Origin of the sequence: Enterococcus casseliflavus (assembly GCF_029215545.1) — a bacterium.
Lineage (GTDB): Bacteria > Bacillota > Bacilli > Lactobacillales > Enterococcaceae > Enterococcus_D > Enterococcus_D casseliflavus.
Genome location: NZ_CP119393.1, coordinates 2,245,544 through 2,270,392, shown reverse-complemented (window position 1 = coordinate 2,270,392; position 24,849 = coordinate 2,245,544). Strand labels below are relative to the sequence as shown.

The 24,849-nt window shown below is 42.4% G+C and carries 26 protein-coding genes; 20 read left to right on the top strand and 6 right to left on the bottom strand.

Going from position 1 to position 24,849, the window contains the following annotated elements:
* The first annotated feature begins 11 nt into the window (after nt 1–11).
* From P0G38_RS11070 to P0G38_RS11055, 4 genes are all read left to right on the top strand, one after another.
* Nucleotides 12–1,043: a WxLIP family cell surface protein gene (locus P0G38_RS11070; RefSeq protein WP_151195991.1), complete on the top strand. Its 1,032-nt coding sequence runs from the start codon at nt 12–14 to the stop codon at nt 1,041–1,043.
* A 45-nt stretch (nt 1,044–1,088) separates the two neighbouring features.
* A complete protein-coding gene (locus tag P0G38_RS11065; protein WP_275850976.1) occupies nt 1,089–3,248 on the top strand; it encodes an L-type lectin-domain containing protein in 2,160 nt (719 codons plus the stop codon).
* Nucleotides 3,249–3,932: 684 nt separating this feature from the next.
* A complete protein-coding gene (locus tag P0G38_RS11060; RefSeq protein WP_015509452.1) occupies nt 3,933–4,301 on the top strand; it encodes a DUF7006 family protein in 369 nt (122 codons plus the stop codon).
* 277 nt (nt 4,302–4,578) lie between these two features.
* Complete coding sequence (locus P0G38_RS11055; protein WP_005225688.1) at nt 4,579–4,941, top strand: hypothetical protein; 363 nt, start codon at nt 4,579–4,581, stop codon at nt 4,939–4,941.
* A gap of 75 nt (nt 4,942–5,016) precedes the next feature.
* Here P0G38_RS11055 and P0G38_RS11050 read toward each other — a convergent pair whose 3' ends face one another.
* Nucleotides 5,017–5,451: a MarR family winged helix-turn-helix transcriptional regulator gene (locus P0G38_RS11050; protein WP_015509453.1), complete on the bottom strand. Its 435-nt coding sequence runs from the start codon at nt 5,449–5,451 to the stop codon at nt 5,017–5,019.
* Nucleotides 5,452–5,509: 58 nt separating this feature from the next.
* On the bottom strand, nt 5,510–5,920 hold the full coding sequence (locus tag P0G38_RS11045; RefSeq protein ID WP_218213113.1) for an organic hydroperoxide resistance protein: 411 nt from the start codon (nt 5,918–5,920) through the stop codon (nt 5,510–5,512).
* A gap of 247 nt (nt 5,921–6,167) precedes the next feature.
* On the opposite strand from P0G38_RS11045, the gene P0G38_RS11040 reads away from it, so the two are divergent.
* The gene (locus P0G38_RS11040; RefSeq protein ID WP_005225691.1) at nt 6,168–6,380 is read left to right on the top strand and encodes a hypothetical protein; all 213 of its coding nucleotides are present in this window, start codon (nt 6,168–6,170) and stop codon (nt 6,378–6,380) included.
* Nucleotides 6,377–7,336 carry an SPFH domain-containing protein gene (locus P0G38_RS11035; protein WP_275850968.1) on the top strand — a complete coding sequence of 320 codons (960 nt, stop codon included), beginning with the start codon at nt 6,377–6,379 and terminating at the stop codon, nt 7,334–7,336. Before P0G38_RS11040 ends, P0G38_RS11035 begins: the two co-directional genes overlap by 4 nt.
* 66 nt (nt 7,337–7,402) lie before the next feature.
* On the opposite strand, the gene mprF is transcribed toward P0G38_RS11035, so the two are convergent.
* Both mprF and P0G38_RS11025 read right to left on the bottom strand, forming a co-directional pair.
* The gene (gene mprF, locus P0G38_RS11030) at nt 7,403–9,949 is read right to left on the bottom strand and encodes a bifunctional lysylphosphatidylglycerol flippase/synthetase MprF (RefSeq protein ID WP_128432313.1); all 2,547 of its coding nucleotides are present in this window, start codon (nt 9,947–9,949) and stop codon (nt 7,403–7,405) included.
* Between the two features lie 2 nt (nt 9,950–9,951).
* Nucleotides 9,952–10,677, bottom strand: coding sequence for an alpha/beta fold hydrolase (locus P0G38_RS11025; protein ID WP_005225694.1), 726 nt, complete (start codon nt 10,675–10,677; stop codon nt 9,952–9,954).
* 266 nt (nt 10,678–10,943) lie between these two features.
* Here P0G38_RS11025 and P0G38_RS11020 point away from each other — a divergent pair, with 266 nt between their 5' ends.
* From P0G38_RS11020 to P0G38_RS11010, 3 genes are all read left to right on the top strand, one after another.
* Nucleotides 10,944–11,969, top strand: coding sequence for an NAD(P)/FAD-dependent oxidoreductase (locus P0G38_RS11020; protein WP_275850960.1), 1,026 nt, complete (start codon nt 10,944–10,946; stop codon nt 11,967–11,969).
* Nucleotides 11,970–12,169: 200 nt separating this feature from the next.
* The gene (locus P0G38_RS11015; protein ID WP_005225697.1) at nt 12,170–13,045 is read left to right on the top strand and encodes a cation diffusion facilitator family transporter; all 876 of its coding nucleotides are present in this window, start codon (nt 12,170–12,172) and stop codon (nt 13,043–13,045) included.
* Between the two features lie 131 nt (nt 13,046–13,176).
* The gene (locus tag P0G38_RS11010; RefSeq protein WP_005225698.1) at nt 13,177–13,347 is read left to right on the top strand and encodes a hypothetical protein; all 171 of its coding nucleotides are present in this window, start codon (nt 13,177–13,179) and stop codon (nt 13,345–13,347) included.
* A gap of 116 nt (nt 13,348–13,463) precedes the next feature.
* Here the strand turns inward: P0G38_RS11010 and P0G38_RS11005 are convergent, their stop codons facing one another.
* Nucleotides 13,464–13,727 carry a hypothetical protein gene (locus tag P0G38_RS11005; protein WP_123833853.1) on the bottom strand — a complete coding sequence of 88 codons (264 nt, stop codon included), beginning with the start codon at nt 13,725–13,727 and terminating at the stop codon, nt 13,464–13,466.
* A gap of 168 nt (nt 13,728–13,895) precedes the next feature.
* On the opposite strand from P0G38_RS11005, the gene P0G38_RS11000 reads away from it, so the two are divergent.
* Both P0G38_RS11000 and P0G38_RS10995 read left to right on the top strand, forming a co-directional pair.
* Nucleotides 13,896–14,384: a GNAT family N-acetyltransferase gene (locus tag P0G38_RS11000; RefSeq protein WP_151195360.1), complete on the top strand. Its 489-nt coding sequence runs from the start codon at nt 13,896–13,898 to the stop codon at nt 14,382–14,384.
* 30 nt (nt 14,385–14,414) lie between these two features.
* A complete protein-coding gene (locus P0G38_RS10995; protein ID WP_151195359.1) occupies nt 14,415–15,152 on the top strand; it encodes a MurR/RpiR family transcriptional regulator in 738 nt (245 codons plus the stop codon).
* A gap of 23 nt (nt 15,153–15,175) precedes the next feature.
* On the opposite strand, the gene P0G38_RS10990 is transcribed toward P0G38_RS10995, so the two are convergent.
* Nucleotides 15,176–15,946 carry a MurR/RpiR family transcriptional regulator gene (locus P0G38_RS10990; protein ID WP_015509458.1) on the bottom strand — a complete coding sequence of 257 codons (771 nt, stop codon included), beginning with the start codon at nt 15,944–15,946 and terminating at the stop codon, nt 15,176–15,178.
* Between the two features lie 171 nt (nt 15,947–16,117).
* On the opposite strand from P0G38_RS10990, the gene P0G38_RS10985 reads away from it, so the two are divergent.
* The 9 genes from P0G38_RS10985 to dagF all read left to right on the top strand — a co-directional run bounded on the left by P0G38_RS10985 (nt 16,118) and on the right by dagF (nt 24,840).
* Nucleotides 16,118–17,509 carry a glycoside hydrolase family 1 protein gene (locus tag P0G38_RS10985; RefSeq protein ID WP_275850952.1) on the top strand — a complete coding sequence of 464 codons (1,392 nt, stop codon included), beginning with the start codon at nt 16,118–16,120 and terminating at the stop codon, nt 17,507–17,509.
* Nucleotides 17,510–17,521: 12 nt separating this feature from the next.
* Complete coding sequence (locus tag P0G38_RS10980; RefSeq protein WP_275850949.1) at nt 17,522–18,826, top strand: PTS sugar transporter subunit IIC; 1,305 nt, start codon at nt 17,522–17,524, stop codon at nt 18,824–18,826.
* 1 nt (nt 18,827) lies between these two features.
* Nucleotides 18,828–19,073 carry a hypothetical protein gene (locus P0G38_RS10975; RefSeq protein WP_010747943.1) on the top strand — a complete coding sequence of 82 codons (246 nt, stop codon included), beginning with the start codon at nt 18,828–18,830 and terminating at the stop codon, nt 19,071–19,073.
* Nucleotides 19,074–19,213: 140 nt separating this feature from the next.
* Complete coding sequence (locus P0G38_RS10970) at nt 19,214–20,512, top strand: PTS sugar transporter subunit IIC (RefSeq protein ID WP_005225702.1); 1,299 nt, start codon at nt 19,214–19,216, stop codon at nt 20,510–20,512.
* A gap of 27 nt (nt 20,513–20,539) precedes the next feature.
* The gene (locus tag P0G38_RS10965) at nt 20,540–20,791 is read left to right on the top strand and encodes a hypothetical protein (protein ID WP_005225703.1); all 252 of its coding nucleotides are present in this window, start codon (nt 20,540–20,542) and stop codon (nt 20,789–20,791) included.
* Between the two features lies 1 nt (nt 20,792).
* Nucleotides 20,793–21,887, top strand: a complete 1,095-nt coding sequence (locus tag P0G38_RS10960) for a DUF871 domain-containing protein (protein WP_034695473.1) — start codon at nt 20,793–20,795, stop codon at nt 21,885–21,887.
* Nucleotides 21,888–21,891: 4 nt separating this feature from the next.
* Complete coding sequence (locus tag P0G38_RS10955) at nt 21,892–23,004, top strand: amidohydrolase/deacetylase family metallohydrolase (protein WP_275850939.1); 1,113 nt, start codon at nt 21,892–21,894, stop codon at nt 23,002–23,004.
* Entirely contained in the window at nt 22,988–24,094 is a 1,107-nt protein-coding gene (locus tag P0G38_RS10950) for a DgaE family pyridoxal phosphate-dependent ammonia lyase (RefSeq protein ID WP_275850936.1), read from the top strand. Before P0G38_RS10955 ends, P0G38_RS10950 begins: the two co-directional genes overlap by 17 nt.
* Nucleotides 24,091–24,840, top strand: coding sequence for a 2-dehydro-3-deoxy-phosphogluconate aldolase (gene dagF / locus P0G38_RS10945; protein WP_275850933.1), 750 nt, complete (start codon nt 24,091–24,093; stop codon nt 24,838–24,840). Before P0G38_RS10950 ends, dagF begins: the two co-directional genes overlap by 4 nt.
* Nucleotides 24,841–24,849 lie beyond the last annotated feature (9 nt).

Below are 24,849 nucleotides of genomic sequence, written 5' to 3'. Positions count from 1 at the left end.
AAAGGGCGACAATGAAAAAACAAATCAAGTGCTTCGTACTCATTAGTTTCTTTATCAGTTTGTGTTGCGTTACGAAAGTCACCGGTCATGCACAGACCACACGGTTCACTGTAACACCTGAACTTCCCCAAAATCAAGTCAGTGACGTCACTTATTTCGACTTACTGGTAAATCATGAGACCGAACAGAATTTGACCGTTGCCCTTCATAACACGAGTTCGGAAACCCTTACGATACAAGCATCCGCACTGAATAGTTACACAGCTGCTACTGGAATCATCGCTTATCAGGCAGCCGAAACAGCAGAGGATTTTGGCGGTGTGTCTTTCACGACCTTGATAAAGAAACCAAATCAAATGATTCAGCTTGCACCAGGGGAAACACGCCAAGTGGTATTTCCTCTTTCAATGAATGACAAGCGTTTTACAGGTGAAATCTTAGGTGCCTTTTCTTTTGAAGAAGAACAAAAGGAGGGGCAAGAGGCGGAGGAAACAAGTCTTACGTCAACCTATAAAATCGTCCAAGGTGTCCGCCTTCGCCAGCAGTTAGATGCGCTACCTGATCCTGAACTTTCCTTGATCAAAAGTGAGGCGGTAGAAAAAGACGGCATCGCATCCCTAAAAAGCCGCATTAAAAATGATCAGCCAGTGGCTTTTGGGAAGATTGCTGTTAAGACAGTGATTCGTGAGCAAGACAGTGACAGCGTTGTGGGGGGATTTACAGCAGAAAGTTTTCAATTTGGCCCAAACTCTACACTGGATCTTTATAGCGCGTTTGATGAAGAAATCGTAGAGCCAGGAACCTATCACATTCAAATAGAGCTGAGCGCCCCACGTGGAACGTGGGTTTTTGAGGATAGCGTCACTGTTTCTCGCCCAGAAGCTGAAACGATCAATCGAAAAACGATCGTGGGATCAGGCTCTCTTCACAGCAACCGTTGGGTATATATTGTTGCAGTGGTCATTCTCCTGCTTATTTCCAGTCTATTGTTCCTGATGTATTTGCGACGAAAAAAATCAAAGGAAACAACAGAGCAGGAATGAGAAGGCTTCATTTAAGCACTTGATCAAACAAAGCGGAGGATGACGATGAAAAAATTTCTTACGACACGTTTTTTACTTTTCTTCTTGTTGGGTATCGGCTTATTTCATACAGGAAACGCATCTGTTGCAGCGACCGTCGTTGAGCCAGATTTTGCGACGTTGCCGATCGATGAGACCTTGATCACCACGGTAGGTCAAGCCGGTTCTCCGCAAGGGTCTGATGGTTATAACTATGTTCAGATCAATGATGGGGTGACATCAAATGTCAGTGGGGGTGTTTGGTTCAACAAAGCGGTTTCTTTTACCCGATCTTTTCGATTAGAAATGGCTTTTTGCATCGAAAATACAGCAACTGATAGCGATGGCTTAGCTTTTGTTATGCAAAGCAGTGGTGTAGATGCACTCGCTCAACAAGCAGGTCCAACGATTGGTGTTTGGTCGAATGTAGGGGGAACCGACCCACTGAATACCGGAGCGATTCCGCAAAGCTTTGCCATCGAATTCGATACTTACTACAATTCTGGTAGTCTGGGTGTCCATGGTGCCATGGATCGCGATGCACCGAATAGCCATCATATCGCATGGAATTTTCCAGGTTCAAACGACGCCTATACGACAGAAGGCTGGCTGCCGTCGTACAAGGTCGTCAACCATAAGGACCTTGTTGCGGTCACCGATATTTCTGATAGCCAATGGCATACATTTTCTGTTGAATTCAATCAGACGAATCAAACATTACACTATTCTGTCCCTGATTTTGGGGTCGATGTTACTGTACCGGTGGACGATACTTTTAGAACCAATTTGAATTTGACAAACAATGCGCCCGTATACTTTGGCTTTACCGGTGCAAATGGTGGAAACGTCCAAGAAAAAGCAGTTGCTTTTATTGACGTAGAAGGACTAGTCGCTATTGATATGCGAACCGGTGTCTTCGAACGCGACCCCAACAAGTTGTTACTGGATACCGAGACAGCTCTTAGTCAGACAGCAATAGTTGATGCAGAAAAAACAATTACCTATGCAACGTATCTCTCGTACAAAGACTCCAGTGATTTATCAGATTTAGAAGCAGGTATCAAGCTGAGTTCGATATTTCCAGAAGGGTTTTCTTTAGTCGATGAGACAGTGTATTTTGGTGGTCCTGATTTGATGGTAAATGGTATGCCAGAAGGCGGCACGCCGATTGATTTTAGCGTTGAAGCTGGTGAGTTGGTCGCGACCCTACCTGCATTAGCCAAAGGGAATGACTATCTGATCCACTATTCGATTACCTATACGGGGGCGCCGCTCAATGAGAACTTGAATCAAACGGTGCCTGTGCAAACGACCTTCCAAGGGAATGCCTTTGTATCGAGTCTCGTATCTGGCAGCCCCGAGACGCATTCCTACACAATGACCGGTGTGTTTCCGCCCACGCTGACAACGGGTGTACCTACCTTAGCAGAAGCGAAAGAAACCCAGCAGCTCGTGCGGGAAAACCGTTTGTGCTTTACCCCGATTACCATCGATGACCGCAATTCAACGCAAGCACGCTTGTATGTTACGGATTTTTTTACGGAAGAAGAGACGGTGACGGAGGCAGATTTCTTAGAAACAGCTCAGATAGAGCGTGCCACATTGGCAGATCCCTTTACATACACGTTGGAACGAGATACCGCGAATCTGGAGCCGGGAACCACTTATTATCTTGCTGCTTTTGTGATCGATGCAGAGGGAAATCAATCAGAAACCCATTATTATGGCATTGATTTTCGAGGCAGTGTACAATTTCTCAGTGCGCCGGAGTCGATCAACGGACCGACAATCAATGTAAATGAGCTCGCACGATCGCTCCGAAGTGATGGCTTTGCCTATCTTCCCGTTTCTTTTGATCAAACCTCGGCACTACTGTCTATCAGCAACAGCAGTGAAGGGACTTGGCAGCTTAGTGGGCAAATGACTGATTTCTTGCAAGACCAGCAGCAGTTGGCAGAAGACGTCCAATTCGTAATCTATGATCCTGTCGACGATCCCTTGGTGGCAACAGTTACGAAAGATGAAACGATCCTTTTTCAGCAGCTTCCCGACGGCGAGGCTGATTTAACCCTTGCTTTAAATGAATACAACTGCTATTTACGATTTGTTCCTGATTTTGATTTGATTCAACCGGGGACGTATATTGGTACGGTCAATTGGCAGTTGGAGAGTACGATTGTAGACTAATAAAAAAAACGCCATTACGGCGTTTTTTTTATTAAAGTTCTCAGTCGATCACTGCTAACTTTGTCGACTTTTCGCAATTTTTAAAACTAATGATAGGCCTGCTAAAGCAAAACTGCCGTATTTAACGAATTTTTCCAAGGAATCTAAAGTTTGCTGTTTTTTGCGTTTGCAGTCCGGACAGCTTTTTTCATTGCCAGTTAACTTCTTGCCACATTTACAATGGTTCTTCATCTTTGCTCCACTCCTCGTCTCGTTTATTTTGATGATTTTCTCTACTTTAATTATACATGTTGCTGAAGGTTCTGTCTGAAATTATGCTGTCTCCGTTTTTTGTGAAGGGCAATAAGGGCTGCTGGTTGTTTGTTTCAAATCGATCGCTGATAAGGGATGCGATCCTTGGCGGTTGATTTTTCGTATAGAAGAGAGGCAATCTATCTAAAAAAGGAGGGAAATCTGACAAATTTCTCATTTTCAGATGTTGCTGATTCGCTTTGCTTATCAGTTCAGCAAAATTTTGCTATTGTGGAGTAAGATTGAGGAATCAAAAAACGACTTCTCCTTTTTTTCTTGATTCTATCCTTAATCTGAGAACGAAAATCACCGATAGTATGCTATATATAGGAACAGGGAGCCATCCTTGACGATGTCGAATATGGCATTTGAATGAAAGGATTGATGAAATAAGTGATTTCTTCAATAATCTATACGGACACAAAGGCTTATTTGGATAAGGTGGTCGATCAAGCACTGTTGGATTTGTTAAAATCTGATTATCCCAAAGTCTATGATCATGTACAACAATTGATTGCTAACTTTGAAGAAACGATCCAACAAATTGATCACTCAAATTTTTGGCAATTGATGCCAGAGATTTTAGGCTATGATTCACGCTTTGTCTTGTTGAACTCGTTGCAATTGTCAGAAGACAAATTTTTGACGGAAATCGAGGTTATTCAGATGATCGAACGCGATTATCCGAATTTGAATAAAGAGTTTTGTGGCTATTCCTTAAAAGAAAAAGAGCACGAAAGCCTGATCTTCAACATCCAATAAGCGGTTCTTCTTAGGATCACTTGATAGAAAAGAAAGCGACTAGCGCATCTAGTCGCTTTTTTTTTATGGAGAAGAAGGAGAATTAAACGTGTTATTTATCATTAAAATAAAAATTATTTTGAAATTATGAATAAAATAGATTATTATTGGTATATAATCCTTTTAGTGAAAGAAAAAACAATCGTAAAATGAAGAGGATAGATAGCTTATGTCAATAGCTGCGATTGTTTTGATTAGAAAATAAGAACCAGCCTGATTGGCATGGAAAGGAGCAGTTATGGATTACTTGAGTTTTTCAAAAAAAGAGTGGGAAGTCTTAGTTTGTTTTTGGGCTGTGGATGAGCCGCTATGCTGTACCGAATTTAGTGAACGCTTCGGCTTGAATCGCAACACGTCATTGTCAGTGATTCGTAAGTTAGTCAATAAAGGGATACTTGAGATCGCAAGTATCAAGATGAGTGGGTCAGTTTTGGCTCGTCGTTTCCAACCAGCTGTCACCGAATTGGAGATTTTGCAAAGTGGTTTGACGGAGGAACAAATTTTTGAATTGGTAAAAATTGCGATCAAAAAAATTGAAGACCCAGAACAATTAACTCAGTTGCGAAATGTTATTGGCGAATTGAAAACCAAAGCTTCGTAGGTCATCCCGTTTTCTTCGCTGTTTGTTAGTGAAGGTTTAAAAGATAAAAAAATGATCCGCTGTGAAAACAGCGGATCATTTTTCTTGTTCTTGAAATTTTTGGACCATTTTGGTCGTCAATTCGTGGAGGACTGACAGTTCTTCCGGTTCAAGAGGCAAGAATTCAGTTACTTTGTAGGGGATCTCTAGTGCTTGTTCATGGAGTCTTTTGCCTGAATCAGTCAATGTGACCCGCAAGGAACGTTCATCGTCTTGATTTCGATTTCTTACTAGGTATCCTTTTGCTTCAAGCTTTTTTAAAACCGGTGTCAGTGTGCCAGAATCTAGACATAATTGCTTCCCCAATTCTTTGACACTGATCGCTTCATCTTCCCATAACACCAACATCACTAAATATTGGGTATAGGTCAAATTCAACGGGTCCAGTAAGTCTTTGTACTGTTTGATAATTTCTTTTGAAGCGGCGTATAGAGGAAAACACAATTGGTTTTCTAACGCTAAGACATTCATGTTTTCACCCCTTTTTCTAACATCCGCCTCTTATCATAGCTGTTTTTTCAACGAAAGTCTACTCGTTAACGGCTTTGACAGTCACTTCAATGTTGCCAGCTGTAGCTTTTGAGTAAGGACATACGGTATGAGCGATTTCAAGCAATTCTTGTGTTTCTTCTGTTGATAAACCTTCGATTTGACCTTCGATCTCAACGCCTAAAACAAAGCTTGATTCACTTTCTGCGTATAAAGTCACTTGTGCACTGACAGTTGAAGCACCGTCGATTCCTTTGTTGCTTTTCACTAATTCAAGGGCACTATTGAAACAAGCACTAAACCCAGCCGCAAAAAGTTGTTCTGGATTGGTGGCATTTTCAACACGTTTGCCAGGTGCAGTAATATTTAGTTCAAATGAATGATCGGGACTATGAACTTCTCCTGAACGGCCACCAGTGTTAATCATTTTAGTAGAATACATTTTTTTCATCATTTCTTCACTCCTGTTTTTTATATTTTGTACAATTAGATTGTATGCAATTTAATTGGTAAATGCAAGGGATTTGTTTTCAGCTCGTCTTTTTTTCTAAAAAGGAGGGAATTATGAAATGTATACTGTCCTCTTGGGTGAAACGTGCTATTATAGTTAGTAACACTTGTCATAGAATGAACGAATCAATTGAAACGAAAAATAACCTGCACGAAGGCAAAGAGGGTGGAAAATCATCGTAGACTACATGGAACAACGAGCGGTTGGACGTTATTTTCGATCGCTGACGGATCATTATTCAGGCTATATCCGTCTTTATGGCACCTACACAGAATATCGAGTGATTGCAGGGATTCCTGCTGAAAATGTCATGTTAGAGATTATCGGGGTTGAAAACGGTGTCTTATTGACCCGTGTTAACAATACATTATTTGAAAATGGAAGAGGGTTTTTACAATGATCATTATCCAAATTATTTTAGTTATCTTCGTATTAGTGGTTCTGATTTGGCTGATCGCAAGCACTGCTGTGATCGTTCGTCAAGGGGAAGTCAAAGTTGTGGAAAGTTTTGGGAAATATGTTCGAACGTTGGAACCAGGTCTTCATTTTCTTGTTCCGATTTTATATACCGTAAGAGAAAGAGTGTCCTTGAAACAGATTCCTCTGGAGATCGAACCGCAAAGTGCAATTACAAAAGACAACGTAATCGTGCAGATCGATGAAGCAATCAAATACCACGTCACAGATGTTCGTGCCTTTGTTTACGAAAATGAAAACTCCGTTATCTCAATGATTCAAGATGCCCAATCAAACTTACGGGGGATCATCGGGAAAATGGATCTGAATGAGGTTCTAAATGGAACTGAAGAAATCAACGTGGCTCTATTTACTTCAATCAAAGACATCACTGCTGGCTATGGGTTAGCGATCGACCGGATCAATATCGGGGAAATCAAAGTTTCCCAAGAAATCATTGAATCAATGAATAAATTGATCACAGCTTCAAGAGACAAAGAATCCATGATCACAAGAGCCCAAGGGGAGAAATCTTCTTCAGTCTTAAGTGCCGAAGCCAAAGCTTCTCAAATGACGATCGACGCCGAAGCTCGGGCAGAACAAACCCAAATCGATGCAGAGGCGCGGGCAAAACGTGTACGGATCGATGCTGAGGCAGAAGCGGAACGAATCGCGAAAATCACTGAAGCTGAACGCAAACGGATTTTAGCTATCAATGAAGCAATCAAAGAAAGCCAGCTAGACGAGCGCTCCTTATCTTATCTAGGGATCGAAGCCTTTAAAGACGTGGTCAACAGCAATACCAACACGGTCATTCTGCCATCCAATATGACGGAACTAGGAAATATTCCAGTCGTCAAACAACTTTGGGAAAACGCACCATCTAAATCAGCAGAATAACTTCGAAGCGCAACAAATGAAAAAAGCTCAAATGCACCGAGAACAAACCGGCGCATTTGAGCTTTTTTACTTCGTTTTGTCCGCCGCTTGATTATCGACGATCAACAGAGCAATCATGACATAACCGATCCAACTGTCTCGAGAATACAAAATGTAGCGAGGGGACCAAGAAGCGGCATATTTCTGTTTGTACTCCCGCAATCCTTCAAAAGAATAGAAGCGAGACCCGAAGGTGTAAACGAGATAGGCGATCCGCTCTTGTAAGAAACTACTGCGGAAAGTACCAACATTGGCTAATGGTGCCATACCTAAATCGAATTGTTGGTAGCCTTGTTCTTTAAAATAGTCAAACAGCTGAATAAACAAGAAATCCATCGTTCCGTTCGGGGCTTTTTCAGGATCGTGACGCATCAGATCAATGGAAGCTAAGCCTGTCTGATAGGTTGGCATAAAGGAGGCAAACGCGACGATTTCTTGTTGCTGATTACGGACGACTGCAATTGGTGCGGTACTCAGATAGGATTCTGAAAAGAATCCAAGGGAGAACCCTTTTTCTTTCCGTCCATCTAGCCAGTTGTCAGAAATTTCCTTAAGTGTTGCAAAGGTTTCGGCTGAAAAGGGTGGGGTGAGCACATCAAAGGTAAAGCCTTCTTTGGTGATCTTGTTGTTCAAAGCCCGCTGTCCCTTCATTTTCTTTCCTGAGAGGGTGAAACTAGGCAGATCCACATAGGCTTTCTCACCGAATTTGATAAAGTCATACCCGAATTCATGCAGCAGCATCACCATTTCTTCACTACTTTCATAAAAGACTGGCAAGTAATTCCACTGATCCATCTCTGTTAGGAAGGTTTCCAGTGCCTGGGGAAAGTCTGCTTGCTTCCCAGAAGGATCACCCATGACTAAGCATTTATTATTAAAGGTCGTAAATTGAAAAAAGACCGTCGGCTCGCCGATTTCTGGATAAACGTACACTTGCTTGTCTTTTAAATAGACAAGATGGCTGTCGCTATTGCCGCCATAAGTGTTCAAAACATGCTTCACTTTATCGGTGGCGGCACTGACGCCGAGTTGGTGCTTTGGTCCCATCAAGTAGCGTGCAAACAACAGCATCGCAACGGCGACGAATAAAATCGCAACGAAGCCTTGGAGCCATAATTTTTCAGAAGGGAAAAGCAAAAAATCCATCGAATGGTGATGTGTCGGATGCCGATTGATATGGGGCATATTGTAGACCCCGATAATGACATAGAGGATCGTCAACGAACCAATCAGCAAACCATCGATCGTCAGCCATTCCCAAGCGAAAACCAGTTGCTTTCGGAATAACTCGCTTTTTGAAAAAATCATGATCGCCAGTAATAATAGAAGAAACAGCATGGTCGAAAAGCGGAAACCCGCAAAAATAGCATAGCCGATCGTTGCTGCAATCAACAAAAGCGTCGGCACGTACGCACGACTGACACGGGCAGAGATGCCGCGACCGGCAATCAAAAAGAGATAGCCGAGAAAGATACTCGGGTACTGCATCACAAAATTCAAGCGAATCGGATTGAGGTGGGCTAACCATTTGATTTGATCAAAGGCTTCTGGGATCGTGGCGGAAAGCACCAACATCGTTCCAGTCAGATAAAGCAACAACACTTCGATCTTGTGGAATACTTCCAACAACAAGCTTTTTGGAATACCAGAAAAGCGCTGGTTGAGGGAGACACCGACATTTTTTGAGAAAAAAAGCAAACCGATCAAAAAGGGAATGATGTAATAAAACAGACGGAACAGCAAGAGCCAGGCAATGACACTTTCACGGGGAATCTGTAGTGAACCCATTCCCATAATCATCATGACATCAAAGGTTCCCAGTTCCCCGGGAATCATCGAGACGATCCCAATCACGGAAGCAGCGATGAAAAGCGGCAACAGTTGAAACACATCGACCGAGAGACCCATCAACAGACCCGTCGTAAAGAAGGCGGCAAAAACACCTAGCCATTCCAATAAGGAAGCGGCGATCAGCTGCAGACGATCGCGTCGTTGCAGCCCACCTAAGTAGGCATTTTTTTTGGAAAAACTAAGCGCATAGACGATTGGAAAATAAAGACTGCCGCCTAAAAGCCAGATCCAATACTGTTGGAGATAATCGGTCGTGGGACCGAAGAGGACGAATGCCAGCGCAGCAAGCGATAAAATCGAAAGACCAGACATCAAATAGATAAAAATCTTCGAAATGGCTTGGGCAACGTCTTTGCCTTTTTTTCCTTTGCCATAAAATTCCGACCGTAACCCGATACTGATGAAACCGCCAAAGCCGATCAAATTGTTCATGGTATTGATGATCCAGCTGGTTTCTAGTAAATAACGGCGATCAGGTTTGTCCCCTAGCAAGCGATTCAAGACGATATCATATAAGACCATGGGAAAGACACACAGTAAGCCAATGACAGCCATTAAAGCCACTCGCCAAAGGGATAGCTGCGCAAACAATTGTTTTAGTTGATCAATCGAGATCGTCTTGCTTAACGAAAGCAGCTCGCCGAACACGATCACGGCGACTGCAATTAAGAAGAGGGTTTTAAACAGTGAGCGGTGGTCGCGGAGCCAAGTAAAGATTCTCATAGTTATTCACCGACCTTTTCTAAAAAAGATAAAACTTTCGTATTAAATACTTCTGGATTTTTTCGTGCAAAACTATGTCCTTGTCCTTTGACGACGATAAAATTGGACTGAGGAATACTGTTTGCAATATAAAAAGAATGGGAAAGCTTGATCGAATCACGTTTGCCGACCAAAATCAATGTCGGCACACTGAGGTGATTCAAATCGGCTGTAGATAAACCGATTGGACGAAACAACAATCCCAAAATAGGCAGAAAGCCCCGCATGCCTTTGGAGAATGGGGAACAAAGCCAAACGATCAGATATTGCAAGACACTGCCGATTCGAGAAAAGAGCCTCACACCTCGCGGTTCCGTGTTGCCAGAGTTTAAAATCATGCAGCTGACATGCTCTGGGTAGAGATGGCAAAAGACCATCGCCAGATTGGCACCATCGCTAAATCCTAGTAAGGCGATTTTCGTTAGCTTTTCTTGCTGAATAATTGCTAAGAGATCTGTTGCCATTTTAAAAAAATCGATTTTCTTCTGCGTATTGGTGGATTTGCCATGTCCTCGACTATCGATTAAATACAGTTGATGTTTTTGACGCAAAGCGTCGACCTGCTTTGAGAAATAGGCACTGCTGCCGCCATTTCCGTGCAATAAAAAAAGAGGGCGTCCTGAACCGGTTTTCTCGTAATAGAGGACAGACCCGTCCGGTAAGGGCGCGTAACATTTTTCAACTTCCATTTTTTCACCTACTTTCTAAGAGTATACCTTGAAGTCAGGGACGATCACAAATATATCACTAGATAAAATGAGAAAAAATAACAATCTGCTCATCTTTTTTTTACCAGAAGTTCAGGAAAAGGCTTTTTTCTTTACAATGTAAAGAAAAATAATTGGAAAACATAATTAATTTGTTTTCAGAAAATTCTTTACAAATGGACGATCGTTGTCTATAATCGAACTAACTAATTGAGAATGATTTTCATTTACGAAAGAGAGGCTAGCCAATGACCACTATAGCAGATGTTCTGATTATCGGCGGAGGACCCACTGGACTCTATGCGAGTTTTTATGCTGGATTACGTGATCTATCGGTCGTATTGTTTGAAGCACAAGCCGAATTAGGCGGGAAGATCAATTTCTATCCTGAAAAAATGGTCTGGGATGTGGGTGCATTGCCGCCCACCAAGGGAAAGAAAGTCAAAGAACACTTGATTGAACAGGCCAAGTTGTTTGATCCAACGATCTATCTGAAAACGAAAATCATTTCATTGACCAAGGAAGACGACCTTTTTTATGCAGTGGATGACCAAGGGAGGACCCATGTTGGACGCACCGTTTTAGTCTGTATCGGCGGCGGTGTCGTTTCTCCGCAAAAATTGCCATGTTTCATCCATAATAATGTCGACAACTATATCCACTATCAGTTTCCTGACCAGCAAGCGATCCAAGGCAAGCATCTAGTGATCTCTGGCGGCGGTGATGCGGCAGTGGATTATGCGATCGAAGCAGTGTCTTATGGTGCCAAAGTCACCCTGTGTTACCGAGGAGAAAAATTGAAAGCTCATGAAGCACAAGTAAAGAAGATGAAAGCAGAAGGGATTCAAGTGCTGATGAATCACACCATCGATGGGGTGAATCAAGCAGAAACATTCAATATGGTTCTACGACTAAAAAACAGTGCCAACCATGAAACGATCGATTTTTTATGCGATCATCTACTGATCCAACACGGGTATGACCGTGACAGTGGCTTGTTAGATAAAGTCTCCTTTGATCTTGCACGCCATGAAGACTTTTACCTCAATTGCGAGATTCCTACAAAAACTAGCCATCCTGGTGTTTTTGCGGCGGGCGACATTCATTATTTCAAAGGCAAAGTGAATCTTTTGGCAGGCGCCTTTCAAGATGCTGCGCAAGCAGTTAACCAGATCAAACAGTATTTAGAGCCCGCTAGTGTCCCACAAGCGATGGTTTCCTCCCACAATGAGAAATTCAGTGAAAGAAATCGCCAGTTGTTGGTGAATGAGTAGCCATGCTTCTTTGTGAAAGAAAAAGTAGAAAAAGCAGGAGTCCCTTATGGGTCCTGCTTTTTTGGTGTCCTCAGAACAGAAATTCGTTTCACTAGAAGTGAATGTTTGCCGCTCCTAAAAAATAAAATCTCTCAAATAAATGATGCAAACTGTGAAAATTTCAGCTATTATTTTCAAGTTGACTATTTGGAGGGGATGACATGAATCAAACAAGATACGCAGAATTAAAACAAGCAGAAAGAGGCGCCATCTTAAGTATCGTTGCTTATATTTTGGTTTCGATCGCCAAACTTGCCATCGGTCGTTTGGCAAACTCTGAAGGACTATGGGCAGATGGGTTGAACAATGCGACGGATATCGTAGCGTCGATCGCTGTCTTGATTGGTTTGCGTCTGGCTCAAAAGCCAGCAGATGAAGACCATAAATATGGTCATTGGAAAGCAGAAAATGTGGCGAGTCTCGTAACGTCCTTGATTATGCTGGCAGTCGGTCTGCAGGTTTTATGGTCCTCCATTCAAACGATTCTACTCGGTGAAACGCAAAGTCCCGATATGATTGCGGCAGTCGTCGGTATCATTTCAGCTATTTTGATGTATGGTATGTATTACTACAATAAGCGATTATCCGCTCGCGTAAAAAGCTCCGCTCTGCTAGCAGCTGCTAAAGACAACCGCAGCGATGCGTGGACGAGTATTGGAACGGCGATCGCTATTTTTGCCGCCTCATTTGGTATCGGTTGGCTGGACAGTTTGACTGCGATCGTGGTAGCTCTTTTGATTATCAAAACCGCCGTCGATATTTTTCGTGAGAGTGCCTTTTCACTTTCTGATGGGTTTGATGAATCGCTAGTCGTGGAGTATGAAGCGGCAATCGCTGGTTTTTCTGAAGTGAAATCTGTCAAATCGATTCGAGGAAGAATGTATGGCGCCAATGTTTTTCTCGATGTCGTCGTGACGATGGACAAATCTTTGACGGTTGAAAAGAGTCATAACGTAGCAGATGCTATTGAAGATCTCTTAGCTGATCGTTTTCAGGTGTTTGATACTGACATCCACATCGAGCCTGCTACCGAATAAATTTTCTGGAAAAACCTTGATAGGACAAGGATGTAAACCACCCGTTTCCTGTTTGTAAACTGAAAAGTTCTTACGGAACCTGCTCATTCATGGCAAACTAGAGGTAACAAAGGAAGAAAGTAGGGAGCCCTATGAATAATAAGCAGGTAGTAGAAAATGAGTTAGTTATTTCTTTAGATAAAATGGATGAAACAGAAATGATGGCACTTTGCCAACAATATATTGCGGCTATTGATGATAGCCAAGTCCTCTTCGCTTTACTGAAAAAAGTTCAAGCCTCTAAAGCAGCAGTAAGCAAATAAAAAACAAACCGGCATCTTATGCATTGATGTTCCCCTCAGCGAAAGCGAAAGGCGCATTGATCAACAGGAAAAGATGCCGGTTGTTTTTTGATTTGTTTGAGTCTTTTTAAAAACTTTTAAAGGACGTTTAATAGTGCGATTAACCCATAGACGAACAAAGAGGCTATTCCTAGAGGAACAATGCGTCGAAATATAATCTCTTTCAAGCGCTTGCCTGCTTGTCGTTCTTTTTCATAGTTAGGATCATGGGCATGCGCTTTAAATTGCTGAGGAGAACGAGAGAAGATCAAGCCATTGGTCATCGATAAAACCCAGCCAATCAACGCCATGAAGAACGAAACAAAAATGATTGCCAGTAAAAGTAGTTGCAAGAGCTGCATCGTGTTGCTACCTCCTTTTCGTCACCATTTTTTCACTTCTAGTTTACCATCTTTTGAGACATTTTGGGGTCTTTGTTCCACGTGCCCTTTCTTTTTTTTCCTTATCCCTTATAATAGAGATATTTATAAACGAGTTTTTGTTTCGTGCAGCAGAAAGAAGGGGTTCTTATGGCAATCACAAAAAAAATCGTTCAATCACCTGAAGATTTCCAAACGTTGGATCGTTTGATCAAAGAAATCTGGCCAGAAGTGTTTACACCAATCATTGGTTCGGATCAAGTCGCGTATATGCTGGCTCATTATCAATCACCAGCAGCGATTCAAAACGAAGTCCAGCAAGGAGCCGTCTATCTTTTACTAATGGAAGGTGACCAAGCAGTGGGGTATACAGCGTATGAAGAAACGCCGCAGCAGATTTATTTAAGTAAATTGTATCTCCACCAATCCACTAGAGGCAAAGGCTATGCCAGCCAAGTCTTTGATTGGTATGAGGAAATCGCCTCAGGCAAAACGTTGCATTTAAACGTCAACAAACAAAATCAGCAAGCGATCGCTGTTTATGAACATCGCGGCTTTGAACGCGTTTCTGAACGCACCGTTACGATTGGTTCGGGATTTGTTATGGATGATTTTATTTATGAGAAGAAGATGGTTTGAAGGCGAAGGTGCGCAGCAAGGAGAAAACTGATGGAACTCACTGCCGAGAATAAGTCATTTAGTAAGAAAGAATGGCAACTATTTCAGTACGTATTAAATCAGCAAGCAGAAGTCTGTTCGATGTCTATTCGTGAGTTGGCGGATGCAACAAAAACTAGCTCAACGACTGTTCTGCGGTTTTGTCGAAAATTTGATTGCGAAGGTTTTTCAGAATTTAAAATCAAATTGAAAAGGACGTTACAGAAACAAGGAAAGACTGATCGATTATTCAAACAAGATAAAAAAGCCCTGCACTATTTTTTTGAACGTATGGATGAATCCTTCTATCGAGAAACATTATTAACGATTGCTAAACGAATAAGCAAAACAAAACTTTTGATCTTAGCCAGTGACAGGGAATCGACACTTGCTTTGACCTATGCCCAACAAAAGTTTGCACGTTTAGATAAGATCGTGTGCGTAGAGGAAGAAACAACATCGATTAAATCCGTTTGGAGAACCTTAAGTAGCGAAGCCACGTTGCTGGTTTTTTCTAATAAAGGCGCCGATCCATTCCTTGAATCCTTGATTACTGAATGTACCACCGCTGGAATTTCGACCATTTCACTAACAAATCGTTCAACAACGTCAATTGCCAGACTTTCTGAGCGAAACTTTGCTTACTATTTTTCCGATAATCAAGCAGCTGATTCATTGTCCTCACAAATTCCAGCCATTTATTTGGTGGAACTTTTATTTGATTTAGTTACAGATTGTGAAGATCGCTGAATAAATGAAACTACCTGCGCCTATCAGAGAAGTTCTTCTGATAGGCGTATTCTTTTGGCAATTTTTTCAATTAAATAAATTGCTGGTAGTTGAGAAGTCAGTTCAATGGTTTTCTCTTTTTTTTGACTGGCTTTAAAAATGGTCTCTCTTTCGATGTAATAGGGCACCGTTAAGTCGGATAACTGGCTGATAGTTGAATCTTCGGTATTCGTGATGGCAATAATCTGACAATCTTTTTGATTTAACTTTTGTAAGTATCGAATCATTTCTTGTGTTTCCCCAGAAATCGACAAAACAATGATACCGGTTTTGCACAATATGTCTTCAGGAAACCAGTCGATAGGATAATTTGAGGGATCGTCAACTTTTAATGCCGTTTTTCCCAAGTCAGTAAAATAGAGTGCGCCATATTCCGCAATCGTTTCAGATAAGCCTGATCCAATAAATAGCACGAAGCTTTTGTTCTTAAGAATCTCTGTTGCTCGATCGATTCTTTCAGATAAAAAGGGCTGGTTTACTCGCTTCAAGAAATCAATTGTTTGGGACTCATCACTATCGGATATTTTAGATTTTACGAGAGAATCTAAGTAAAAGCGCAAATTGATCTTAAATTCGGTAAACGTATCACATTCAAATTTCTTGCAAAAACGGCTAATACTAGCAGTACTGGTATGGGTCTCTTTGGCAAGTTCTTTCATCTTCATTTTAGACACTGAAGCCAAGTTTTTTGATACAAATCGGTAAACCTCGTATTCTAGTGCAGTAAGTTCAGGATTGTAGTCAAGAAAAAGCATGATGCACCTCCGTAACAAAGTGTTTTTTTTGTGGAACAAATGACAAGGGATGAAAACGTTCTCTATTTGGGATTATAACATTATATTGATTTTACTTCATGCTATACTTTCGTTGTTCAATAATGTAAGCGGATGCTTCGCTTAGTAAAAAAGGAATTGTAGGAGGGCGACATGGAGTATAATTTTTCGAAGGACTTTTTCTGGGGTGCAGCAACAAGTGCGACACAATCAGAAGGAACGATTGCTGGAGACAATAAAGGAGAAAACATTTGGGATTATGCCTCAAAAAACTATAACCATCGGTTTTTTGAAGGAGTTACAACAGAACGTACATCAAGGTTTTATCAGGAAATGGAAGCGGATTTGGATCGAATGGCGGCACTTTCTTTTAATTCTTTTCGGACTTCGATCTCTTGGTCACGTCTTATTCCCGAAGGTACAGGGGAAGTTAATTCAGAAGCTGTTGACTTTTATACCAGAATGCTTGATGGGTTAAATCAAAGAGGCATCAAACCGTTTATCAATCTTTATCACTTTGACATGCCAATGAAATTACAAGAAATCGGCGGATTTGAAAATCGTGAGGTCATCGAAGCGTATCGGGCGTATGCAAAAATTTGTTTTGATCTATTTCATGAGAAAGTTGCGTACTGGTTTACCTTTAATGAGCCGATGATTCCAGCAGAAGCCGGCTATTTGCATGACCGACACTATCCTTATGTAGTTGATTTTAAACGAGCGGCGCAAGTACTTCACCATATCATCCTTGCTCACTGTGAGGCAGTTAAGGTCTTTCGACAAGGAACATATCAAGGGAAAATTGGTATCATTATGGATGTGATTCCAGTTTACCCAAGAAGCCAGCATCCTGCCGACTTAAAAGCAGCGGAAATGGCAGATCTCTTCTATACTCGCTCGCTTAATGAAGCGATTTTAAAGGGTCGTTACCCCCAGGAGTTAAAGGCTATTTTAACGCGCTACGACCAAATGCCACGAGTGGAAGAACAAGATCTTGCTTTGATTGCTGAAACAACGATTGATCTGTTAGGAATCAATTATTACCGTCCACGGCGAGTGAAAGCCAAAGAATCTTTGCCTAATCCCGAGGGAGTTTTCTCGCCAGAATGGTTTTACGATGATTACGAGATGCCCGGCAGAAGGATGAATACTTCAAGGGGGATTGAGATTTATCCTCATGGCTTGTATGATATCGCTAAAAAAATCCAGTTAGAATATGGGAATATTGATTGGTTTGTTTCAGAAAATGGCATCGGGATTCAGGGAGAAGAAACATTTATCGAAGGGGAGCAAGTGCAGGACAACTACCGAATTGCTTTTTTAAAAGAGCATTTAATTGAGCTTCATCAAGCAATGATGGAGGGGAGTAACTGTCTGGGGTATCACATGTGGACATTTGTGGACTGTTGGAGTTGGCAGAATGCGTTCAAAAATCGCTATGGCTTTTATCGTCTGGATTTAGAAACGGGAGAAAAAACGATGAAAAAGTCTGGTCTATGGTTTAAAGAAGTGATTCAAAGAAATGGTTTTTCAAACGAATTTTAGGAGGATTTTATAATGAAAGTTTTAGACTCGGTTGCAATGAAGTTATTACCGATTGCCAATGCTATTGGACAGCAGCGGCACTTGCAGGCAATTCGAAATGGGTTGATTTCTATTTTGCCGCTCACGATCGTTGGCTCTTTTTTCACCATTATTTTAAATTTGCCGATTCCTGGTTATACCGAATGGGTCGCTCCTTATTTACCGGCACTTGACATTCCTTTTCGATTTACGGTGGGGTTAATGTCTCTCTATGCCTCATTTACGATCGGCTCCAATTTAGGTGCTAGTTACAAACTCGATCGGATAACAAGTGGGTTTTTATCCATGTTAGCGACGATTTTAATGGTCGTTCCGATCAATTTGGCGGAAGGCATCAGCACGACAGGAGATGCCGTACTTGCAGGAAGGTATTTACCCATCGCTTCACTTGGATCACAAGGATTATTCGGTGCGATCATTGCGGCGCTAGTTTCAGTAGAGATTTATCATTTTACGAAAGCAAAAAACTTGGAAATCAAGATGCCAGAAGGTGTACCACCTGTGGTAGGCGAATCCTTTGCGGCACTCCTACCAACCTTGCTGGTTATCTTAGTCTTTTGGATTCCGCGCCACTTTTTCGGCTTTGATTTAAATGGATTACTGACGATCGCCATCTCTCCTTTAAAAGGTTTCTTAACAGGCAATAATTTGGTTGGAGGAATCATCACACAATTTGTTATCTGCGTTTTCTGGGTATTGGGTATTCATGGCCATGCCGTTTTAGGACCCATCATTCGTCCATTTTGGGATCAAGCAATTTTAGAAAATGCGGAATTATTCCAAAACGGTATGTCTGCCTTTGATCTACCAAATCTTTTTACCGAACAATTTTATCAATGGTATGCGCAAATGGGTGGTACTGGATCAACGCTTGCATTGGTTGTTTTGTTTATGTTCTCTCGTTCAAACTATTTAAAACAATTGGGTCGTCTTTCCATTTTACCAGGGATTTTTAATATTAATGAACCGATGATCTTTGGGACGCCAATTGTGATGAATCCACTGTTGGCAATTCCGTTTATTCTTGTGCCAATCGCTAATACTATCTTAGTCTATATCGTTACCGCTTTAGATTGGATGCCTAAGATGATGGTCAAACCACCATTTTCGATTCCCGCACCTCTTGGCGCATTGATTACCTCAAATTGGAATTGGGTTGCTTGTTTGATGGTCTTCGTCTGTTTCTTCGTTTCATTAGCGATTTACTATCCATTCTTTAAAGCATTTGAGAAACTTCAAGTGGCGCAAGAGCTAGAAACAGCTAAAGAAGATGAGTAGAATGGTTCTAGTAGTGAGTTGTTTGCTCTTGATTTTTCTGACCCATCTTCTTTTAGAAAAAAATAATGCCAAAATCACGCTGGCTTTTTGGAAACTATTACTTGTTTCCTTACTTTTCTTACTCAGTTTGTTTTTCTTGTTGATCCGCACTCCTTTGGCACCAGTTTTCATTTTGTTACTTATTATCAATTGTACCGTCATCCAAAATCGTTTTATGTATCAGTATCGACCGAAAGGACAACGATAGGACGCTTGATGGTTACTGTAGGAAATGTTATTGCGAAAAGATTATTCTATCTACTGTTTAAAAAACTATTTACGAACCCAGATCCTCTGTGCTATTATCCTTGTATAAACATTATAATGTTATAAACTAAGGAGGCAATTATGAAAGGGTTTGTAGAATTTATTGAACAGAAGTTGATGCCGATTGCAAATAAAGTGGGGATGCAACGGCACATGGTAGCGATTCGTAAGGGGATCATCGCTACGTTACCGTTAACGATCGTTGGGTCTTTCTTCACGATCTTGCTGAATTTTCCCATCGAATCAGTCGCTGCGGTGATCGAACCGTATCGGGAAGTTTTGGATATTCCCTTTCGTTATACAGTCGGATTATTGGCATTGTATGCAACGTATGGGATTGCTTCATCGCTAGCCAAAAGCTACAAGCTAGATTCATTGACTGCGGGTATCTTAGCAACGATGTCCTTTCTTGTAACCGCTGCACCACCGTTGCGCGTCTTTGATTCTGTGGAAGGCATCATTGATGCGGGACGCTATATCAATGTGGCAAACTTAGGCTCAGGCTCTTTGTTTGGCGCGATCGTCACGGCGATCTTGTCCGTTGAAATCTATCGTTTCTTTATCGTAAAAAACATTACCATCAAAATGCCAGATGGTGTGCCACCAGAAGTAACGAATTCATTTATGGCGTTGATTCCTGGAGGAGCGATCCTGATTTTGTTCTGGGTGATCCGTCATATGTTAGGCTTTGATATCAATGGCTTTTTAAGTAACTTGTTGATGCCGTTAAAAGACGTGCTAGCTGGTAACAGCTTGTTTGGTGGTTTGCTGACTGTCTTCTTGATCTGTTTCTTCTGGGTACTGGGGATTCATGGACCAGCCATCATGGGTCCTGTCATTCGTCCATTCTGGGATATTTCCATTGCCGAAAACATGGAAGCGTTCCAAGCATCTGGCAATGCGCATGAATTGCCTAATATTTTTACGGAACAATTTTTACAATGGTTCGTCTGGATCGGTGGAGCCGGTACGACCTTAGCGTTGGTCGTTTTGTTCTTCTTCTCCAAATCAAAATACTTGAAACAATTGGGCCGTTTATCCATCTTGCCAGGCTTATTCAATATCAATGAACCAGTGATTTTCGGTGCACCGATCGTAATGAACCCAATCTTAGGCATTCCGTTCTTGGTGGCACCATTGATTACGACAACGATTTCTTACTTCGCGACCATTACGGGTGTCGTACCGATGATGGCTGCCAGACTTGGTTTTGCCATTCCAGCACCAATCGCCGCCTGGATGAGTACGGACTGGAGTATCGCAGCAGCGATTTTAGTGATCGTCAACTTCTTTATTACACTCGCAATCTACTACCCATTCTTTAAAGTCTTTGAGAAACAGCAGATTGCCCGCGAACAAGAAGAAGAAACAGCCGCTTAATCAAGAAAAAAAGAGTGAGGTGCAAACATGGGGATTTATGCCATTTGTTTATTTTTTGGTTGTCAAATTTGGTTAACAAAATCAGCACAAGGGAAAAAAATTCAAGAAGTGCCGTTTTGGCGAATGCTTTTGTTTGGGATTCTTGGCGTTGCTGCAGCGATCCTACTGAGCCGTCAGTTTCCGTGGGGACCATTTTTGACGATAACGGCGACGATTGTTTGCAGTTCGCTTTTACTGACACGTTTTACTGCTTTTTATGAAGAAATGAGGATGAGATAAGTTGAAAAGACAACTAGGAGTATCGGTGTATCCCGATCACAGTGATTTTGAAACAGACAAAGCCTATCTGCAATTAGCCCATGATTATGGCTTTAGCCGCATTTTTATGAGTATGCTGGAAGTGAGTGACGGCAAAGAAAACGTGCAGAAAAAATTTAAAGCGTTGATTGATTTTGCCAAAGGATTAGGCTATGAAACGATTTTAGACGTGGCACCAGCCATCTTTTCTGAACTAGGCATCTCCTATGATGATTTGACCTTTTTCCATGAACTAGGTGCCGATGGAATTCGTTTAGATTTAGGCTTTGACGGCAATAAAGAAGCGATGTTGACCTACAATCCCTTTGGCTTAGCTGTTGAATTGAATATGAGCAATGATGTGGCGTATTTAGACAATATATTGACCTATCAAGCCAACATTCCTTACTTATACGGCTGCCACAATTTCTATCCGCAAGAAGGGACTGCCTTGCCCTATGATTTCTTTGAAAAATGCAGTCGTCGTTTCAAGGAAAAAGGCATTCGAACCGCCGCATTTATCTCTTCTCAAACGGGAACGATCGGACCTTGGGATATCAATGATGGCTTACCGACCTTAGAAATGCACCGGAAAATGCCTGTAGAAACTGCCGCAAAACATTTGTTTGCCACAGGGTTGATCGATGATGTCATTATCGGCAATGCTTATGCTTCGGAAGCAGAATTGGCGGCACTAGGAGCGATTGATCGCTACCAGACGGCATTTGCTATTGAATTTGTGCCTGAAATCAATGAAGTTGAACGCCAAATCGCCCTGGACGAGCAGCATTACCGTCGAGGCGACATCACCGATCGGATGATCCGTTCCACAGAAGTTCGTAAAAAGTATAAGAACCATGACAATCCTGTCCATGACCACGAAGGCGTCTTTCAACGAGGGGACGTTGTGATCGGCAACGATCGTTTTGGCAAGTACAAAAACGAGCTGCAAGTCGTGCTAGAGCCTCACTCAGACCCACGAAAAAATAAAATCGGTTCGATCGTCGAACAAGAGTTAGTTCTGCTGCCCTTTATCCATCCTTGGTCGAAATTCACTTTCACAGAGAGGAAGGTGTAACGAAATGTTTGATTTGATTATTCGTCAAGCCCGCACGATCGATGAAGAAGTATTTGATATTGGGATTCAAGACGGCAAAATCACTGCTCTGGCACCAACGTTGCAGGAGCAGGCGAAACAAGAGCTGACCTTAGCAGAAGGGGAGTTCTTGTCAGCTGGTTGGATCGATGACCATGTCCATTGTTTCGAGGAAATGACGCTCTATTATGATTATCCAGACGAGATCGGTGTCAAACAAGGCGTCACGACCGTTATCGATGCGGGGACGACGGGCGCTGAAAATATCCATCGGTTTTATGATTTAGCCAAAGAAGCCAAAACCAATGTCTTTGCTTTAGTCAACATTTCCAAATGGGGGATCGTAGAGCAGGATGAACTTGCGGATCTGTCAAAAGTCAAAAAAGAATTGGTCAAAGAAGCACTGCAGAAGTTTCCTGACTTTATCGTCGGGATCAAAGCCCGAATGAGCAAAACGGTGATCGGCGAAAATGGCATCACGCCGTTGAAATTAGCGAAAACGATCCAAGCTGAAAATCAACCGCTGCCTTTGATGGTCCATATTGGTTCAGCACCACCGAATTTAGCAGAGATTCTCGCTGAATTGGAAACAGGCGATGTGGTAACCCATTGCTTTAACGGCAAAGCCAATGGGATTTTGGATCAGACAAACCAAACCATCAAGCCTTTCGTCTTTGCTGCCTATGAAAAAGGCTTGGTCTTCGATATTGGTCATGGGACAGACAGTTTCAATTTTGATGTAGCGGAGACGGCCTTTGCCAATCAGCTAAAGGCTTCTTCCATTAGTACGGATATCTACATCCGCAATCGTACCAATGGACCAGTCTTTGATTTAGCGACGACTATGGAAAAATTAGCGGCCGTAGGGTATGATTGGCGTGAGATCATCGAGAAGGTGACCAGTGCCCCTGCGAAGCAATTTCATTTACAGAATAAAGGCGAGATCGCATTGGGATATGATGCTGATTTTACGATTTTCCGCTTTGAAGCGGGCGAAAAGGAATTGACGGATTCTAACGGCAATCGCCGAATCACGACACAACAGATCGTGCCGCAAAAAGCGGTGATAGGAGGGGAACTTTTTGACACTGAATATTGACGAACTAGGCTTGAAAGAAGTCATCAATGCTTCTGGCAAAATGACGATTCTAGGTGTCTCGAAAGTCAGCGAAAGCGTGCTTGCAGCCCAGCGCTATGGCGGGGAGCATTTCTTTGAAATGGCAGATCTAGCAGAAAAAACCGGTGCCTATTTAGCAAAATTGTTGAAAACGGAAGATGCGCAAATCGTTTCTTCCGCTTCGGCGGGAATCGCCCAATCAGTGGCGGCACTCATCGGTCAAGGAGACAGCTATCATTTGTACCACCCATACAGTGAGAAAATCAGCAAGCGGGAGATCATTTTGCCCAAAGGCCACAACGTAGATTATGGCACACCAGTGGAAGTGATGGTGACACAAGGTGGTGGGAAGGTAGTGGAAGCAGGCTATGCCAATATGTGTACACCCGAGCACATTGAACAGATGATCACACCCGAAACGGCGGCGATCCTCTACATAAAGAGTCATCACACCGTTCAAAAAAGTATGCTGACGGTAGCAGAAACGGCCCAAGTTGCCAAGGCACACGATCTTCCATTGATCGTTGATGCGGCTGCTGAGGAAGATTTGTTTGCCTATACCCAAGCCGGTGCTGATTTAGTGATCTATTCAGGTGCGAAAGCACTGTCAGGACCAAGTGCTGGCTTAGTGATCGGCAAGCAGCCCTATGTCTCTTGGGTACGCCTGCAATCCAAAGGGATAGGTCGAGCAATGAAAATCGGTAAAGACAATATTCTCGGATTTACCCAAGCCGTGACGGATTATCTAGCGGAGGGAACAGAATCTGGGGCTTCGATGCAAGAGCGTCTGCAACCATTTATTGCGGCAATCAATGAAATCACTGGTTTCGAAGCAAAAATCGTTCAGGACAGCGCTGGCAGAGACATTTATCGGGCGAGTGTTAAAGTGAAAGAACCAAGTGCCAAAGCAGTGATCGACGCGCTAAAAGCAGGAGAACCAGCGATTTATACCCGTGAGTACCAAGCCAATAACGGCATTATTGAATTTGATATCCGAGCAGTCAATGAACAAGAAATGGCAGTGATCACTGATCGCTTACAAGAAATTATGTTAGGAGCAACCCAAAAATGAAAACTTCACCCAATTATTTCGCTGACCGTGTCTGTCTAAATGTGTTAGCAAACTCCATCGAAAATGCGAAAGCTTGTTACGAAGCAGCAGAGGGAAACATCGTCCTAGGTGTTTTATCAAAAAACTATGATAGTGACGAGGCGGCTATCGCTGACATGAAGAACTATCAAGCGGCAACAAATAATGCCCTTTCTGTAGGGCTTGGTGCTGGCGACCCCAATCAAAGTGAAATGGTCTCCCGAATTTCCGCTGTTCTTCAACCACAGCATGTTAACCAAGTGTTCACGGGAGCGGGGACCTCACGAGCTTTGCTAGGACAATCTGAAACGATCGTCAATGCCCTGGTTTCACCAACGGGAAAAGTCGGCTATGTCAATATTGCGACTGGTCCATTGAGTTCACAAACTCCAGCTGCAGAAGTCCCAGTCGAAACAGCGATCGCTTTATTAAAAGACATGGGCGCTAGTTCTATCAAGTATTTTCCAATGAAAGGGTTGGCTCATAAAGCAGAATATCAAGCGGTAGCCGAGGCTTGTGCTGCGAATGATTTTTATTTGGAACCGACCGGCGGTATCGATTTAGAAAACTTTGAAGAAATCTTGCAGATCGCTGTTGATGCAGGCGTGAAAAAAATCATTCCCCATATTTACAGCTCGATCATCGATGGAGAAACAGGGGACACACGCCCTGAAGATGTACAGACATTAGCAGAAATGACGAAAAAGGTGTTGGCAGCAGCCAAATAGGGGGGATCA